General features: G+C 69.8%; 19 protein-coding genes and 2 pseudogenes. 4 read left to right on the forward strand and 17 right to left on the reverse strand.

The features are described 5' to 3' along the window. The first annotated feature begins 555 nt into the window (after positions 1–555). Positions 556–755, forward strand: a pseudogene (locus ACFORO_RS08625) (cold-shock protein). Between the two features lie 284 nt (positions 756–1,039). After that, a complete protein-coding gene (locus tag ACFORO_RS08630; RefSeq protein WP_377868386.1) occupies positions 1,040–1,900 on the forward strand; it encodes an acyl-CoA desaturase in 861 nt (286 codons plus the stop codon). 69 nt (positions 1,901–1,969) lie between these two features. Here the strand turns inward: ACFORO_RS08630 and ACFORO_RS08635 are convergent, their stop codons facing one another. The 6 genes from ACFORO_RS08635 to ACFORO_RS08660 are packed head-to-tail and all read right to left on the reverse strand — an operon-like array spanning position 1,970 to position 5,780. Further along, positions 1,970–2,215: a hypothetical protein gene (locus tag ACFORO_RS08635; protein ID WP_377868195.1), complete on the reverse strand. Its 246-nt coding sequence runs from the start codon at positions 2,213–2,215 to the stop codon at positions 1,970–1,972. Then, on the reverse strand, positions 2,212–2,835 hold the full coding sequence (locus tag ACFORO_RS08640; protein WP_377868194.1) for a hypothetical protein: 624 nt from the start codon (positions 2,833–2,835) through the stop codon (positions 2,212–2,214). Before ACFORO_RS08640 ends, ACFORO_RS08635 begins: the two co-directional genes overlap by 4 nt. Before the next feature lies 1 nt (position 2,836). Beyond that, a complete protein-coding gene (locus ACFORO_RS08645) occupies positions 2,837–4,252 on the reverse strand; it encodes a molybdopterin-dependent oxidoreductase (RefSeq protein ID WP_377868193.1) in 1,416 nt (471 codons plus the stop codon). Between the two features lie 6 nt (positions 4,253–4,258). Continuing rightward, positions 4,259–4,954, reverse strand: a complete 696-nt coding sequence (locus ACFORO_RS08650; protein ID WP_377868192.1) for a class I SAM-dependent methyltransferase — start codon at positions 4,952–4,954, stop codon at positions 4,259–4,261. Further along, positions 4,951–5,187 carry a hypothetical protein gene (locus ACFORO_RS08655; protein WP_377868191.1) on the reverse strand — a complete coding sequence of 79 codons (237 nt, stop codon included), beginning with the start codon at positions 5,185–5,187 and terminating at the stop codon, positions 4,951–4,953. Before ACFORO_RS08655 ends, ACFORO_RS08650 begins: the two co-directional genes overlap by 4 nt. Beyond that, positions 5,184–5,780: a sigma factor gene (locus ACFORO_RS08660; RefSeq protein WP_377868190.1), complete on the reverse strand. Its 597-nt coding sequence runs from the start codon at positions 5,778–5,780 to the stop codon at positions 5,184–5,186. Before ACFORO_RS08660 ends, ACFORO_RS08655 begins: the two co-directional genes overlap by 4 nt. 75 nt (positions 5,781–5,855) lie before the next feature. Between ACFORO_RS08660 and ACFORO_RS08665 the strand changes: the two genes are divergently transcribed. After that, complete coding sequence (locus ACFORO_RS08665) at positions 5,856–6,398, forward strand: Asp23/Gls24 family envelope stress response protein (protein WP_377868189.1); 543 nt, start codon at positions 5,856–5,858, stop codon at positions 6,396–6,398. Here the strand turns inward: ACFORO_RS08665 and ACFORO_RS08670 are convergent. Together ACFORO_RS08670 and ACFORO_RS08675 are read right to left on the reverse strand one after the other, a co-directional pair. Then, entirely contained in the window at positions 6,316–6,990 is a 675-nt protein-coding gene (locus ACFORO_RS08670) for a class F sortase (RefSeq protein ID WP_377868188.1), read from the reverse strand. The two genes, ACFORO_RS08665 and ACFORO_RS08670, sit on opposite strands and share 83 nt — an antisense overlap. An 85-nt stretch (positions 6,991–7,075) precedes the next feature. Continuing rightward, positions 7,076–7,897, reverse strand: a complete 822-nt coding sequence (locus tag ACFORO_RS08675; protein WP_377868187.1) for a hypothetical protein — start codon at positions 7,895–7,897, stop codon at positions 7,076–7,078. Between ACFORO_RS08675 and ACFORO_RS08680 the strand changes: the two are divergent. Then, positions 7,839–8,177: pseudogene (locus ACFORO_RS08680) on the forward strand (WD40 repeat domain-containing protein); the annotation flags it as partial. The gene ACFORO_RS08675 and the pseudogene ACFORO_RS08680 sit on opposite strands and share 59 nt — an antisense overlap. A gap of 152 nt (positions 8,178–8,329) precedes the next feature. Here ACFORO_RS08680 and ACFORO_RS08685 read toward each other — a convergent pair. From ACFORO_RS08685 to ACFORO_RS08725, 9 genes are all read right to left on the reverse strand, one after another. After that, positions 8,330–8,689, reverse strand: coding sequence for an NUDIX hydrolase (locus ACFORO_RS08685; RefSeq protein ID WP_377868385.1), 360 nt, complete (start codon positions 8,687–8,689; stop codon positions 8,330–8,332). Positions 8,690–8,715: 26 nt separating this feature from the next. Beyond that, a complete protein-coding gene (locus tag ACFORO_RS08690; RefSeq protein ID WP_377896515.1) occupies positions 8,716–9,036 on the reverse strand; it encodes a hypothetical protein in 321 nt (106 codons plus the stop codon). Between the two features lie 54 nt (positions 9,037–9,090). Next, a complete protein-coding gene (locus ACFORO_RS08695; protein ID WP_377868186.1) occupies positions 9,091–9,258 on the reverse strand; it encodes a hypothetical protein in 168 nt (55 codons plus the stop codon). 457 nt (positions 9,259–9,715) lie between these two features. Next, entirely contained in the window at positions 9,716–10,384 is a 669-nt protein-coding gene (locus ACFORO_RS08700) for a transposase (protein ID WP_377868185.1), read from the reverse strand. A gap of 231 nt (positions 10,385–10,615) precedes the next feature. Further along, positions 10,616–11,383, reverse strand: coding sequence for an ANTAR domain-containing protein (locus ACFORO_RS08705; RefSeq protein ID WP_377868184.1), 768 nt, complete (start codon positions 11,381–11,383; stop codon positions 10,616–10,618). A 28-nt stretch (positions 11,384–11,411) separates the two neighbouring features. Continuing rightward, complete coding sequence (locus ACFORO_RS08710; RefSeq protein ID WP_377868183.1) at positions 11,412–12,161, reverse strand: GAF and ANTAR domain-containing protein; 750 nt, start codon at positions 12,159–12,161, stop codon at positions 11,412–11,414. A gap of 16 nt (positions 12,162–12,177) precedes the next feature. Continuing rightward, positions 12,178–12,909 (reverse strand): GAF and ANTAR domain-containing protein, encoded by a 732-nt coding sequence (locus ACFORO_RS08715; RefSeq protein ID WP_377868182.1) that lies wholly within the window; start codon positions 12,907–12,909, stop codon positions 12,178–12,180. Positions 12,910–13,599: 690 nt separating this feature from the next. After that, entirely contained in the window at positions 13,600–13,797 is a 198-nt protein-coding gene (locus ACFORO_RS08720) for an RGCVC family protein (RefSeq protein WP_377868181.1), read from the reverse strand. Next, entirely contained in the window at positions 13,794–14,630 is an 837-nt protein-coding gene (locus ACFORO_RS08725) for a slipin family protein (RefSeq protein ID WP_377868180.1), read from the reverse strand. Before ACFORO_RS08725 ends, ACFORO_RS08720 begins: the two co-directional genes overlap by 4 nt. Between the last annotated feature and the right edge of the window lie 715 nt (positions 14,631–15,345).

Raw genomic sequence — 15,345 nt, forward strand, 5'->3', positions numbered from 1 at the left:
GCGATTCCGCTGCGCTCAGCGGAGGTCAGAAGATGCTGATGTTCCCGAACGTGATGATCAGGTTGACAATCGACTGCATGAAGGTCATCGGGGTTCCATTCGCCGGCAGAGTGACAGACACTCTTGCGCTGCCACGGGTTTCTTGCGTTCACCGGGGATTCGGAACCGGCCCGGCCGAAGATTGGGACAAGTGAGATGCCGCACTCGCGCGGATATGCGTTGCACGGCAACGGCAATGCCGGACCGTCCTGCGGCGCGCTGCCCCGTCCTCCAGCACGCCCGCGCGCAACAGCTTCACCGGCTTGAACACCGGGGCGGGCGACCCGGCACACCAGAACCCGGCGATGGAACAATTTTGGCGCCGCGGTCGTTGTACGGAGTGGTCGTAGATTTTTGGTGTGTACGTGTGTGTGACACGCCCCGCGAAGAACGATGCGGGCGCTGGTTCTTTTTCTTGCCGGACAAGGTGGAGAAGTAGCCGTCTGACAGTACGGCCGCGAGGCCCGGGCACCTGCCCGCCTCCGACTCTCCAACCTCCAGTGAGGAAATCCACCCATGACTCACGGCACCGTGAAATGGTTCAACGCCGAAAAGGGTTCGGGTTCATCGCCCGCGAGGACGGCCCGGACGTATTCGTGCACTACTCCGAGATCGACGGCGGCGGCTTCCGCAGCCTCGACGAGAACCAGCAGGTCGAGTTCGAGCTGACCCAGGGCGCCAAGGGCCTCCAGGCCAGCGCTGTACGCCCCGTCTGATCGTCATCGTCTCTCCTTGTGCGGGTCTCCGGCCCGCACCGCATGCCCTCTGCCACGTGCGTATTCCTCGTGGCAGAGGGTTTCTCGCCCCGGCCGTCGATCAGACGATGTCCGGCACCCGATCGCCCCGGCCCCGGCGGCATCCGCAGGACAACCGAGTTACCGGAGGTAACCTTGTGGCCGACACACTCCAGCCGACGCGCCCGCGCCCGGCTCCCCGATCTCAGCCGTCTCGCCCGCCGGAGCCCGTTCTCGAAGGACACAAGTCGGGCACGGAAACGTTCCTGGTCAAGCTGTTCGCCGTGGTGCCCCTGCTCGCTCTCCTAGCCGCCGTCCCCCTCGCGTGGGGATGGGGCCTGAGCTGGCTCGACGTCGGTCTCGCGGTGTTCTTCTACTGCCTGTCCGGGCTCGGCGTGACGGTCGGATTCCACCGGTACTTCACCCACAGCGCTTTCAAGGCGGGCCGTGGCCTGCGGGTCGCGCTCGCCGTTGCGGGCAGCATGGCGATGCAGGGCCCGGTCATCAGCTGGGTCGCCGACCACCGCCGCCACCACGCCTTCGCCGACCGCGACGGCGACCCGCATTCACCGTGGCGTTTCGGCACCACCCCCGCGGCGCTGGCCAAGGGATTCTGGCACGCGCACATGGGCTGGTTGTTCGACCGGGACAAGACCAACCCCCGCCGGTTCGCCCCCGACCTGCTCGCCGACCGCGACATCGCGATGGTCGACCGCCTCTTCCCCGCGCTCACGGTCGTGACGCTGCTCATGCCGGCGCTGCTGGGCGGCCTGATCACGATGTCGTGGTGGGGCGCGCTGACCGGGTTCTTCTGGGCCGGCCTGGTGCGGGTCGCCGCGCTGCACCACGTGACCTGGTCGGTCAACTCGCTCTGCCACATGATCGGTCACCGGCCGTTCGAGGCGCGGGACAAGTCGGCGAACTTCTGGCCGCTGGCGATCCTGTCCTTCGGCGAGTCCTGGCACAACTCCCACCACGCCGACCCCACCGGTGCCCGCCACGGGGTGCGACGCGGCCAGCTCGACATTTCCGCCCGCGTCATCTGGGCGTTCGAGAAACTCGGCTGGGCGTCCCAGGTCCGGTGGCCGAAACCGGAACGACTGGCCCGCAAACTCAAGACCGGGTGACCCGCCGTAGTGCCGTCCTGGTGGCCCGCGCTCTCACGAGTGCGGGCCACCAGCGCGTTCCGTGGCGCTTCACGGTGTATGCGGCGGTCGACCGGTGGTGAGAGCGACACGACCGCGGGGGCTGCGCAGCAGCACCCAGCCGTCGGCGGCGCTCTCGATGTCGTAACCGCTGGCCAGATAGAGGTCCAAGGCGTGGGCCATGCCCTCGCCGGGCCGCACCTGCAGGACGGCACAGGGGCGCCGGGAATCGAGACCGCGCGTTGCCGCGGTCGCCGTCCGGCTGGCGGCCGCGACAGTTTCGGCGTGCCGGGTCATGGAGCTTCCTCGGACTGGCCGGGTGCCCGGGTGCGCCCAGGGCGTGCGGATGCGCTGCCGCCGCGGCGCTGATGCGACGCGTTCCCAGGTGGTTCGTTCGGCGGTGCCTCGACGTTGGGCCGCTTCCGGCCGCGGGTCCTCCGGTCGCGCTCGCGGCCGAGACGGACGGCGTAGGCGATGGCGCTGATCGCGAACAGCGCCGCGGCGAGCAGGAGCCATCGGGCGAGGTAGGGCTGCTGGGTTTGGCCGGTCGCGGCGAGATAGGTGTCCTGGCCTTGCTCGATGATGCCGGGGAAGAACAGCAGGAACAGCAGGCCCGCGGCGAGCGCGGGCAGCCGCAGGTAGTTCACCGCCGGCACGGGCGGAGCCGTGCGCCGGGCGGGGCGGATCGCGTGCAGGACGGTGGTGAGGGAGCGATCGGCGAGGGCGTAGATCGGGAACAGCACGAGATCGTGGCCGATGACCGCGGCGAGGAACCACACGAGCATCAGCGGCCACTGCCGGTCGGCGGCGGTCTGCAGCGCGGCGTATCCGGCCAGGGCGAAACAACCCAGCAGTGCCAGCAGATGCAGCGGGTGCGCCCCGTAGAAACCTTTGACACGTGAGATAACGGTGCGCATGTCACGCCCTCCGGAAGGCGAGGGAGCGAACCCACTTGGTGTTGTGCACGCCCGGCAACGCGGGGACGATGATCCGCGCCGGGTAGCCGTGGTCGGGCGACAGGTCGGTTCCGTTGACCTTCAGCGCCAGCAACGCGTCCGGGTGCAGCGTCTGGTTGGCCTGCAAGGTGGCTTGGCCGAACGCGCCGGCTCGTTCCAGCGATCGCACGCGGGTGGATCCCGGCGCGGGCACTCCCGCGAGCGCCGCGAGGTCGCCCAGCCGCACGCCGGTCCAGGTCTGGGTGGTGGACCATCCTTCGACGCAGGCGATGGGCAGCCCGGCAGTGTGTTGCGGCATCGCCAGGAGCGCTGCCCGGTCCAGCAGCACGGGGCGCGGGCCTCCGGTCAGCGTCAGCCGCCACCCGGACCTGGTGTCGGCGGGCGCGATCGCCGCCGCGGTGGCGGTCCGGTTGACGGGAAAGCCGTTGGGTCCGTCCCCAGGCGCGCGGCCTCGGGGCAGCAGCAGCGCGGCGTAGCGGGTGAAGCCGCCGACGGTTTGCCCGGCGGTGATTACCGCGATCAGGGCCGCGCCGCCGCCGACCACGGCCAGAGCGCCACGACGGCTGATTGTCGCCGGAGCAGGGTCGATCGCGACCAGATCGCTGCTGCCGGCGGGTTCCGGGCGGGTCTCGGCGCGGGAGGTGCGCAGTTCGGTGCGCAGCGACCGGGAGCGCAACGCCCGGATCAGGTGCGGCAGTTTGATCGCGACGTGCACGACGAACGCGCCGAGGAAGATCCAGCCGCCGTAGTAGTGCGCGGTGTAGAAGCTGAATCCGAAGAGGTAGTCGTACTGGATGTTGAGCAGGCCGGTGGCCATCTCGAACAGGATCCCGCCGACCAGCAGCAGCAGCGACAGCCGTTCGAGAGCCTGGGCGATCGACCGGGCCGGCGGCCAGCTGAACAGTTTCGGCACCACGGACCACAACTTGGCCAGCACGACGGGGATCAGCACCAGTCCGAGACCGACGTGCAGTCCCTGGTTCAGCCGGTAGAGCCAGGACGGCTCGGCAGGCCAGTCGAAGCCGGGCAGCCGCAGCCAGCCGACACCGGCGGGCATGGCTTGGCCGAACTGCGGACCATAGGCGATATAGGACAACAGACCGGTGACGATCACGATCGGCAGCGACACCAGCAGAACCGCACCGAACACCGACGTCAGCCAGGGCCCGCGCAGCGGGCTGCGCCACACCCGGCTCCGGCCCAGACCCGGCGGCCGATGCCGTTCCAATGCCCTCCACAGCACGGCGGGGAATCCGTACGACGGCTCGGCCGGACTGTCCTTCGCAGATTGTTCCGCGGTGGAAGTGCTGTCCACGCGGGATTGCGCACTGGAGTGCTGCTTCTGGAGGGGATCGGGAGGCGGGCTCGGCGTCGTCATGCGCGTTCACCAGCGTTCACGGTGGAGTACGGCGAAATTACGGTGCTGGCATCGGTGCCTCTCGCGCAGCCGCAATCCGGCCGCGCAGGCCACCGCGTCGAGCGCGTCGAGCCCGACAATCGCCCACGGGAACCATTCTCCGGACTTCGGCGAGCTGCCCACGCGTGCGGCTCCGCGCCAGAGGCCATTGTCGGCGGGGGCGATCTCCACCAGCACGGTGCCCGCCGGCCGCAGCAGCGCGGCCGAGCGGCGCAACAGCGTCACCGGGTCGCCGCCGAGGCCGATGTTGCCGTCCGCGAGCAGGACATGCCGCCAGAAGCCGGCTCCAGGCAGCGGCCCGAAGACATCGCGCTGAAGGACGGGCGCTCCCCTGGCCCGGCAGTACCGCACAGCCCACGGCGACACGTCCACTCCGAGCGTGGGGAGGCCGCGCGCCGCCAGCGCACGCACGAGCCGCCCGGGTCCGCAGCCCAGGTCGATGGCGGGTCCGTGACAGCAGTCCAGCAGGCGCCGGTCACCGTGGTCGGCCTCGCCGTGCCAGCGTCGCACCGCGATGCGGACGCGGCGGCCATCGGTCAGCTCCAGGTGATCGGCGTCGCCGGTCAGTGCGCCGTCGAATCCCGCCGGTCCGGAATGGACGGTGCCGCGTGCGGGACGGGTCGCGACGAGGTCGCTCGCGGAGCCGGATTCCGGTGTACTCATCCGTCGGAGCCTTCCGAGTCTTCGGTGCGTGCGGTCAGCAAGGCGAACGTCTCGGCGGTCACGGCGCGAACGCGGTTCGTCAGGACTGCGGCCTCGTGCGCGGTGAACAGCCCGTAGCGGGCGGCGTGGCGGATCGCGGAGAGCGCACGCCGTTCGAAACGCAACGTCGTATGAGCGGAACGGAAGGGCGGTTCTGCCGTTGCGGCCCCGGTCGGCCGGGAGGCGGCGGTCATCGCCCGTTGTCCCGCTGGCGGGGCAGGTGTGTTTGCCCGGCACAGGTCGGTGCATCGGCAGAATGGCTGCGGCGAGGCTGACGAAGACATGAGAAGGCGTCGTTCAACCGAGAGATCACCACGTCCGCGGGGACGCCGAGCAGTTCGGCGGCCTCCGTCAGGGTCTGCCCACGGAAGTAGATCAAGACCAGCGCCGCACCCGACGCGGCAGGCAACGCAGCGACCGGCTGAGCGCCCGACAGCCGTCTCAGAAGATCGGCGACGTCATCGTCTGGCGCCGGCCGGCCGGACGCGTCATCGCGGGGCAGGACGGTCCGGAGCCGGTCGAGCGCATACCGCCGAGCGATGGTCATCAGCAGCGTGGACGCGTCGTCGCGCCCCGGGTCGTAGCGGGAGGCCGTCTGCCAAGCGTGCCGGTACACCGCGCAGGTGACATCTTCGGCCTGTCGCAGGTTCGGCAGGATGCTGCGGATCAGCCCGTACACGGCCGGTGCGGTGCAGTCGTACAGTTCGGCGAACGCTGCGGTGTCGCCCTGCCCCGCCCGCTGCAGCAGCGTCTGGCAAAGCCTCGACCTGTCGCTGATGGTTGCCACAGCCGCCCCCACAGGTACGCACGGAATCGTGCCGCCGGGGACTGGGGCAGCGCTGCAGATCATGGGATTACCCAGGTGATTTGGCAGCAAAACACCCGCGACTACTCCCTCATCGCGCCAGACTGCGGCGAGCGTGCGGGCGGGTGCCATCGCCGGCCGGTCGCCACCCGCCGCCTCGGTCACCCTGATCAACGACCGACAGCCGCGTGCCAGCGCCATCGCCCGCGAGAAAAATCTCGACCCCGACCGGACCCAGTACCGCGTCGACGTCGCCCCGCGAGGCGGCCCGCAGCGGTAGACCGGGCGCTGGCCGTCGACTACGGCGGGTCTATCGCCGGCCTGGCCCGATCGGCGCGGCGCCATGTGATCGGCGCGATCGAGCAGATGACCGCTATCGAGGCGGTGGAGGTCAACATCCTCGTGTCCGACGTCCACACCGAGGACGACGACACCGGGCCCTGTGCAGTGGTCACGGAAGCCGAAACCGACGCCTCGGCCGGTCACCTCAAAGGTTTTGCCGGAGCCTCGTGTCCGCTCATGCTTCTGCCAGGTGCGCGAAGACGACGGTGTTGTCGCGGTATTGCCGGGTGCCATAATCGAAACTGCCTCCGCAGGTGATCAGCCGCAGTGCCGGCTGGGAGGTGTAGCCGTAGACGGTCTGCTGGGGAAAGTCGGATTTCGGGTAGGACTTCACCAGGTCGATCTCGAAGGTGGCCACGGTGTGGTCGGCGCGGTCGACCCGCACCTGCTCGCCGGGTTTCAGGCCGCCGAGGTCGAAGAACACCGACGGCCCGTTGCGGGCGGAGTCGATGTGCCCGAGGATGACCGACGGCCCCGTCTCGCCGGGGCTCGGCGAGCCGCGGAACCAGGCGGCCTGGTCGTAGTGCGGACCCGGCTGGGGAACCTGCATGGTGCCGTCCGGATTGAGGCCCACCTCGTTGACCGCAGACGACACCCCGATCGCCGGGATCCGGATGGATACCGGCGGGGACGCGGACATGCCGTGCGGGGTCGCGGCCGGGGCGGGAGCCGGGCCTGGGCTTCGAGACGGCGCACCGGTGGCGGACATGGCCGGGGCCGGTTCCGGCGCGCGGTGCTGGTCGCTGAGCCCGTACCCGATCGCGGAGGCTCCGGCCAGCGCGAGGACCGCGGCGATCACGATCGCGCTCAGCCGCCACCGGGATGGCTTGCTGCGGTGAGACTCTGCCATGACCACGCTCAATCCGGCCGAAGTGGACGGTTCCGCGGACCGGAGGCGAAGCCGGCCCGCGGGACCAGGAGTTCTCCCAGCGGACTCAGCGGTTGTCGGAATCCGTGCTCGTGCGGACCGTGCCGCGCCGCCGGATCGCCATGAACCCGATCGCCGCCGCGAACAGCACTGCCGCCGAACCGCCGGTGATCAGCCCGATGTGCTCCGGGCCGGCCGTGCTGCCGCCGCCGGTGGCGACGCCGCCGGCGGGCATTTGCTTCATGTGTCCCGGCAGGGCGACCACGATCGTCGCGATCCCGATGGTGGTGCCGCCTTTCAACGCGTCAGTCTCGAACGCGCCGTTCAACGCCTTGGCCGCGCCGTCAGACAGCTTGACCGTGGTCCCGGTCAGGGTCGCGGTGCCGGCAGCGGCGTCCGTGGTGATCGGCTTGAGCGTCGAGCCGTCGAGGTCGAACAGCACCGTGCTCGGCGCGACGACCTTGCCGCCCGCCTGCACGCGACCGCTCAGGGTGGCGGGCTTGCCCGGGTCGACGACGAAATTGTCCAGTTGAACGACCGTGGCGCCCTTGGTGAGCTTCAACCCGCTGCCCTGGTGCTCGATGCTGCCCTGGACATACGGGTCGACCTCACCTGGCTTGTAGACAGTGACGTTGCCGCCGGTGATCGGGAAAGACGCGACGCCGTCCTTGACCGTCGCGTTGCCCGACGGAGACGGTGCGACGTTCAACGACTGCAGCGCGCTGACAAATCCGGAGTCCAGCGCCACCGACGTGGAGACACCGGTCAGATCGGGAATCGACGCCACCGGCGCGGGCGCGGCGCTCGCCACTCCGTTGCCCAGTCCGCCCATGGCCATCGCCGCGGCAGCGACCATCACCAGTGCTGCACCTTGCCGTGTCTTTTTCATCGTCAGCTCCTCGACTAGCGCGATCCGGCATGGTCTGGGCCGACGTATCACCGGGTATTCGCAGCGGACACCGGAATGGATTGGTCATCCGCGAAGGGCTCCGGGAAAACACCGTCCGCGCACCCTCGCTCCCGGCGGCAACGACCGTACGGTCCGGCTGTGGGACATCTCCGCCCCCACCCGACCATCACCGCAAGGACAGCCGCTTCTCGGACATTCGGTGGCTTTCAGCCCCGACGGTCACACTCTGGCCAGCGGGGGCGAAGACAAGACCGTGCGCCTCTGGACCTCGCCGCGCCCGGAGGGCCGGTCGTTTCTCACTGGGCACGTCGGGGAGGTCTGGCTGCCGCATGCTCGTGTCAGGAGGCGACATCACCGAACGGCTGCCCAAGCGGCGGTCCCGAATGCCCGAGGTCGCGACCGAACGCGGCATTACGTCGGCGGGCCAGCATCATCGCCTGATCTGGCTCGCAGCACCCGCATGGCGATCTCCGCGTCCGGCGGGCTCATGTCTTCGTCCACGTCGGCCGCCGGCCGCCACCATCGGAACGCCAGCGCTCCGTCGTTGGCGGTCAATCGCGGAGGGAACCGAAGACAACCGCGGTGAACAGCGAGGAGTTCCCGGCGGTTCGGCCGCACCAGGCCGACCGCGGCGACGGCCGCGAACCCCAGGTCGTCCGTGTGAATACCGGTTTCCTCACGCAACTCCCGGACCGCGGTGCGGCGCGGAGTCTCCCCCGGCTCTCGCGTTCCGCCGGGCAGCTCCCACTGCTTCCGCCAACTGTCGAACACCAGCAAGACGGCCCCAGCCTGAGCGACTACCACCAGCGACGCGGGAAGGGGGCCTCATGCTCCAATCCGTCCCGCTCTTTCTCCGGGATGAACCGGACGGCAAGCAACATGGTGCCCACCCGATCACAGATCGGGATCGCGCCCACGGCACCCATCACACCGCATATCCCGTAAGCCAGCGAACGCTTCCCGTCAGCCTCGTAGTGATCCGCTGCGGGAACCACCGGGCCGGCAGATCTTCTTACCCCCCGCTGGGTCAGCACCAGGTCCGCTGCCGGCTTCGCCGTTTGCGGCCGGCCGCCACCGGCGATCCGCCGGGTCGGGAGCTGTCCGTCCGGAACGGCCACCAGGCCGCCTCTCCGGGTCAGAACGCGGCGCGGGCAGTCGCGGCGGGATCGGGGTCAGCGCTTGCCGCGTCCGAGCGCTTCGCGTTTCACGAAACCGATCGCGGCGGTGCCCACGAACAAGACCGCGCCGATGATCAGCAGCCAGAACAACCCTTTCACCGCGATCCCGACCACGATGCAGACCACCCAGACCACCAACAGCAAACCCAGCAACGCCAGCATGCTCTTCTCCTCGTTGATTCGGCGGCATCCCGCGAACGGCTGCGCGGTGGGCAGCGCCTCGCGGCGCGGACCCGCCAAGCTTTCTACGCGGTCCCGCCGCGACAATCCTCGCAGTCGCGACCGAACGTCACTCTTCGACGGTGTCGTTGACCGCGTCCTTGACCTTTCCCCTGCTTGCTTCACATTCCCTTTGCCCTGCTCGGCTTTGCCCTCGGCTTCCCACTGCTCGTTGCCGGTCGCCTTGCCGACGGTTCCCTTGGCACGGCCTTCAACGCTTCTGCCTTGTTCTGGGCTTTGTCGCCGGCACTCGGCACGGAATCCTTTCCTCGCTGAACCTCGAGGGTCCCGGAATCCAGGGTGTCCCCCGCCGCCGCAGTTCCGAAACCTCGCTTCCGCAAACCGGGCCGCGCACCGGGTCTGGTGGCATCGATCGACCGCTGACAGACCTCCGATCCTGCTAATTGTCAAGCCGCGGCCGTGGTTGGCGTGCGGAGAGCGGGGTCGAAGGCCCTGGCTGGGTCATAGGTCTGGCCGGTCTGCGGGCAGTGGTGGGGCTGTCCGAGGAAGCGGTTGAACAGGTGCCGCGGTGCTGCTGCGTGCCGGTCGCCGTGTGCTCGGCGACAGTGGCAGTGGTCGCGTGGTGCGCCGGCTCGGCCGATGCTGGCGAAAGCCCAGACGAAGCCGCAGCGTTGAGGCGGTCGTTCTTGCCGGTCCGACGAGTGATGGAGATGCTGCGACCGGACGCCCGGGTGACCGGCGCTGAACCAGCGCAGGCCTTGAGTGAGCGGGCGTCGGTGAAGCGTGCGCGATCGTCGCCGATCTCGCCGAAGACCCGCGCTCCGGACAGATCTGCCAGGCCGGGGAAACTCGTGATGATCGTGTAGTCCGGGTGCTGCTGGAACGCTGCGGTGGCGGACTCGGTGAGCTGGTCCGCGCTGGCGCATTCCGCGTTGAGAGTGGCCAGCGGCGCGAGGGACTGGCGGGCGAAGGCTTCCTCGACCAGCCGCGGCTGCCGCAACTGCGGTTTGCGCAGATCGTCGAGCAGCTGCGCAGCCAGGGCGTCGATGCCGCGCTGGCGGCCCGCCCGCCGCAGTGCCGCGGCGATGCGCGCCTTGGTGATCTTCACGGCAGCGGCGGGTGTCGGCGCCAGCGCCAGGACCGCTCGCGCTTCGGCGCTCGCGAGAGTGGTGGCGCCGCCCTTCGCAAACGCGGCAAGGAGTCCTTCACCGACATCTGCGAGAGCGAAGCCACACTGCCCGCGTCGGCCCGGCCAGCGCCTGTCGCGGCCCTTTCTGAGCTACGGCCCGTGGTCTGGCGTCTTGCGTTTCCGGCCGCGCGAAGGTTTCCCGCGGGCTGGTCAGCGATGCGAGTGCTTCGCCAGCACCGCCGGTTCGATGTCGCCCGTCGAAATGGCGCGAGCGATGTCGGTCAGGCGCAGGTTGTGTGCGCGGGAATAGCCGCGCAGCCGGGAGAACGCTTCGTCCATCGAGATGCCGCTGTGTTCGGCGATCACGCCCTTGGCTTGTTCGATCACCACCCGGCTGTGCAAGGCGGTCTGCAGCTGCCCGGCGAGCTGGTCCCCGCGTTCGATGGTGCGCTGCTGCAGGATTCCGATGGTGGCGACGTCCGCCAGCGCCTGCCCGAGGTCGACATCGTCCCGTTCCACACTGCCCGGTTCGGCACTCAAAAGCGTCAAGACCCCGACCACCTGATCCCGCAGCCGCATCGGAAGAGCCTGGGCGGCACCGAATCCGCATTCCGCGGCCGCGGCGGCGAACCTCGGCCAGCGCCCCGCCGCCGCGGGCGAGTCCGCGTAAGACAGCGGAGATCCGCTGCGCGCGCAGTCGACACACGGGCCGTCGTCGGTCTCCACGGCGAACAGTTCCAGCAGTTCAGCCCGGTGCGAAGAGGTGGCCGCGACCCGCAGACCGCCCGCGGGATCGAGCAGGAGCACGCCTGCCGCCGAAACGCCGAGCAGGTCGACGCACTGCTCGGCGAGCATGCTCAGGAATTCGGCGATGTCGAAATCGGCGACCAGCGTGTCGGCGAGACTCACGAACGCGCGGGACACCAGCCGCTCCCGGCCGCCGAGAGGTTCCTTCGGCGATTTCGGTGTGGGCGACATAAGCGTATTGCCTCCTGTCCTTGTCCGGTCACCGCTGGGAATCGTCCGGCGCGGCGGCGAGCAGTTCGCGGGGGTCGAGGACCGATGTCGCGACGTCGCGGGCGACGTCCGACAGCCGGCGGCGGTGCGCTCGGGCGTAGCCGCGCAACGCGAGGTACGACCGGTGCATGTCGAGTTCGCCCGCTTCGGCGAGCACTCCTTTGGCCTGCTCGACCACGACGCGATGATGCAGGGTGGACTGCAGTTGTTCGGACACGATCTCCTCGTGCCGGATCGCGCGCTGTTGCAGAATCCCGATGGTCGCGACGTCGGCCAGGGCCTGGCCGAGGTCCACGCTGGCATCGTCGATCTCCCCCGGCGCGGTGCCGAGCAGGGTCAGCGCGCCGATCACGTCGCCGCGCAACCGCATCGGCACCGCCGAGGCCGCCCGGAAGCCCGCGCTGACCGCCGCGGGGGCGAAATCAGGCCAGCGCCCGGACTCGGCCGCCAGGTCCGCGGCCGCGACCGGCCTCCCGGTGGTCACGCAGTCCAGGCACGGTCCCTGAAGGGTTTGTGCGGCGAACACCTCGATCAGCTCGGCCTGTTCCGAGGACCCGGCGGTCGGCCGCAACCCGCCTCGCTGATCCGACAGGACGACACCGGCGGCGTCGACGTCCAGCAGGTCCGCGGCTCGTTCGGCGAGCATGCCGAGAAAGTCGAGGACATCGAAATCGGCGACCAGCGTGTCCGCGAGCGACACGAACGCGGTCGCGAGTCGGTGGTCCCGGGCAGTACTCATGTCATCGGCCTTTCCCTCACTGCGCATTGTTGCCGTCCTCGGCGTCGGTGAACCGGAGGGAACGCCCGACGACCTGCCGGGCGACCTCGACGAGTTGCAGATCGTGAGCGAAGGCGTACCCGCGCAGCCGCATCAGCGCCGTCTCGGTGCTCGATCCGAGCTGGACCTGCACCATGCCCGTGGCCTGGTGCACCTCCTCGTGCGGATCGGCCAGCCAGCTTCCGTCCTCCGCGCTGTGCCCGTCCAGGTCCGCCACCACCCCTTGGGCGGCCAGGTCGCTCAGGATCAGCGCATCGGCCAGTTCCAGCCGCGTGAGCGGGCCCGCGGCGTCCCGGTACAGGTCCAGCGATCCCAGGCGCACCACCCCGATCTGCAACGGGAAGGAGAACACCGCCGCCGCGCCCAGCTCGCACGCCGAACGGGTGAACGCCGGCCACCGGGCCGATTCGGCCGCCAGATCGGCGATCAGCACCGGCCCGCCGGACTCGAAAGCGTCCAGGCACGGCCCCTCGCCCACGGTGAGCTGCAGATCCTCCAACCCCGCGCTGACCGCGTCCGTCGCGTGCACCAGCCCGCGGCTCGGCGGCGCGGCACCGTTGGCCAACCTGCTCAGCACGGTCGCGCCAGCCCCGGACACCGACAACTCCACCACGCACCGCTCGCACGCCAGAATCACCGATGACGCGGGCCGGGCGGCACGGTCGGCAGCCAGCAGCGCCTGCATCCGCTGACGCCGGCTCTCCACCATCGGTCCTCCCGACGCTCGACTCGTGCCGCTGCACACAGCCTACGGCCCCCGCCTACGGCCCCCGCCCGCACGCAGCCCGCCCATCGCGGGCCGCGGCCGTCCGGTCCTCGTCCGGCCACGCCGCGCCGCCGCACCAACCCAAGCCGGATACGCGCGGAGCGCTTTTCGTCCCGGATCTCAACGGCACGCCCGCTAGTGTCACATCTGGACCGGCCAAGCAGCACGCTATCGACAAATCCCCCCGCCATGCCAGCAACTCGAGCCGCGATGCCTCATCCTGCTGACGTCCAATGCCAGGAACCTCAGCTGCCAGGGCTCCGCCCTGCCGACAGTCCACAAAGGACACCAAGTTCGCCGAAATACCCACTTGATGCCTATATGACTGGTTGCTGAAGTCCGTGAGGGCCACCTTGAGGGACTCTGAGTCCGTCAGCGTTCCCCTCACGGACCCGCCCCCACGCGCGATGCACCCAATGTGGCGTTCGGTGCTCCATCCATGCCCTCGGTGCCGCCTTGAGTTACTGGCCTGGGCTCACTGGTGCGAGAACGTGCACGCCGGGTGCGCCGAGCACCATCACCGGACCTGCGCGGTCGCGCCGGAACCGATCCCCGCCGCACGCGGGATCCGCCTCGAACCGGTCAGATCAGGCGGCCGTCGTCCGCCGGACACGAAGGCGGCCCGTTGAGCAGTCATCCGGCTCCCTTCCCCGATTCGGGACTGCCGGCCGCGCAGACACATCCGCGGTCGTGCCCGGCCGCCGCGGTCGCCGCGCAGAAGCGGCTCGCTATCGTGTCGTGCGCGTCCGTCTCGTGTGGACAGACCGGGCAGCCCGCCCCGTCCGCCGCCGGGAGTTCAGCCCGCGCCGAGCTCGCCGTCGCGGGCCTCATCGGACCGGCTCCCCGGCCCCGTTCGGGGTCGCCGCGGGCACGGCGACCGGAACCGGCGGGAGGTTCGCGGCCGCGTTCTCCCGGGCCACGAAGGCGCCAAGCTCGCCGATGGTGCTCATCAGCGGCGCGGGGAACACCACGGTGGTGTTCTTGTCCACGCCGATCTCGACCAGGCTCTGCAGGTTGCGCAGCTGCAACGCGAGCGGGTGGGCCATCATCGTGTCGGAGGCCTCGCCCAGCGCGGCCGCGGCCATCGCCTCGCCCTCGGCGCTGATGATCTTGGCGCGCTTCTCGCGTTCCGCCTCGGCCTGGCGCGCCATCGCCCGTTTCATGGCGTCCGGCAGCTGGATGTCCTTCAGCTCCACCAGGGTGACCTCCACGCCCCATTCGACGGTGGCGACGTCGAGGATCTGCCGGATGTCGAGGTTGATGCCGTCGGTCTCGGACAGGGTTTCGTCGAGCGTGTGCCGCCCGACGACCTTGCGCAGGGTGGTCTGCGCGATCTGGTCGATCGCGGCGTAGACGTTCTCGATCGCGACGACCGACTTCACCGCGTCCCGCACCCGGAAGTACGCGACCGCGGACACGTCGACGCTCACGTTGTCGCGGGTGATGATGCCCTGGGACTGGATGGGCATCGTGATGATCCGGAACGTGACCCGGCGCAGCACGTCCACCAGCGGGACGATCAGCCGCAGCCCCGGTTCGCGCACCCCGGTCACCCGGCCGAGCCGGAACAGGACCCCGCGTTCGTACTGCTTCACGATTCGGACCGCGGAGGCCAGCAGGGCCAGCACCGCCACAACGGCCACGATGATCAGGAAAACGGCCATGACGCTCCAGACTTCGACAGCCCCCGGCGACCGGAAACGGGCCGGGGCGTGCGCGATCGTGACCACGTGGCGCGCGAGGACTGGGCGAACTACGGGACCGGGGACGGCACGGGCTCGACTGCCCGCACACGGGATGCTCCCGGACCCCATCGACACTACTCGTGATCGAGGCTCGGAACGGTGACGGCGCCGAACCCGGGGACTCCGCCCGCTCGGACCGGGAAGGTCACGAGCCGCTTCGGCCGGAGCCCTGTCCGCCGCGGGGGCGTGATCGAGGACGGGTGCCCGTCGCGCTGCCAGGCGATCAGCACCTGCGAGACAAGCGGTAAAGCAGCAGCGCGCCTAGGCGTTGCCGGTGCTTCGCCGCATCCGGCCCTCCGCGCTCGTCGGCGACGGCAGAACGGCACTGCCCGGAGGACGGGCCTCGGCGCGTGCGGCACCGGCCGGGAGCCGGCGCGGGGTCAGCCCCCATGCCAGGATTAAGCGCGACCTCGACCCCGTTGACCGTCCACAAAGGACGCCAGTACCGCCGAAACACCCGATTGACGACCCGGTGACCGTTCGCTGAAGTTCGCCTGGCCCGGCTCGAGCCCTTCGACCTGGGTAGGCGTGCAGCAACCGCACCCATGGTACGGCCCTGAGTTCCTGGCATGGGGGGTCAGCCCTGGTTCGCCGACCGTCCATATCGGACAGTGTCGCCGCCCTTGTGGTGTGC

The sequence above is a fragment of the Amycolatopsis halotolerans genome (genome assembly GCF_042647905.1).
Lineage (GTDB): Bacteria > Actinomycetota > Actinomycetes > Mycobacteriales > Pseudonocardiaceae > Amycolatopsis > Amycolatopsis halotolerans.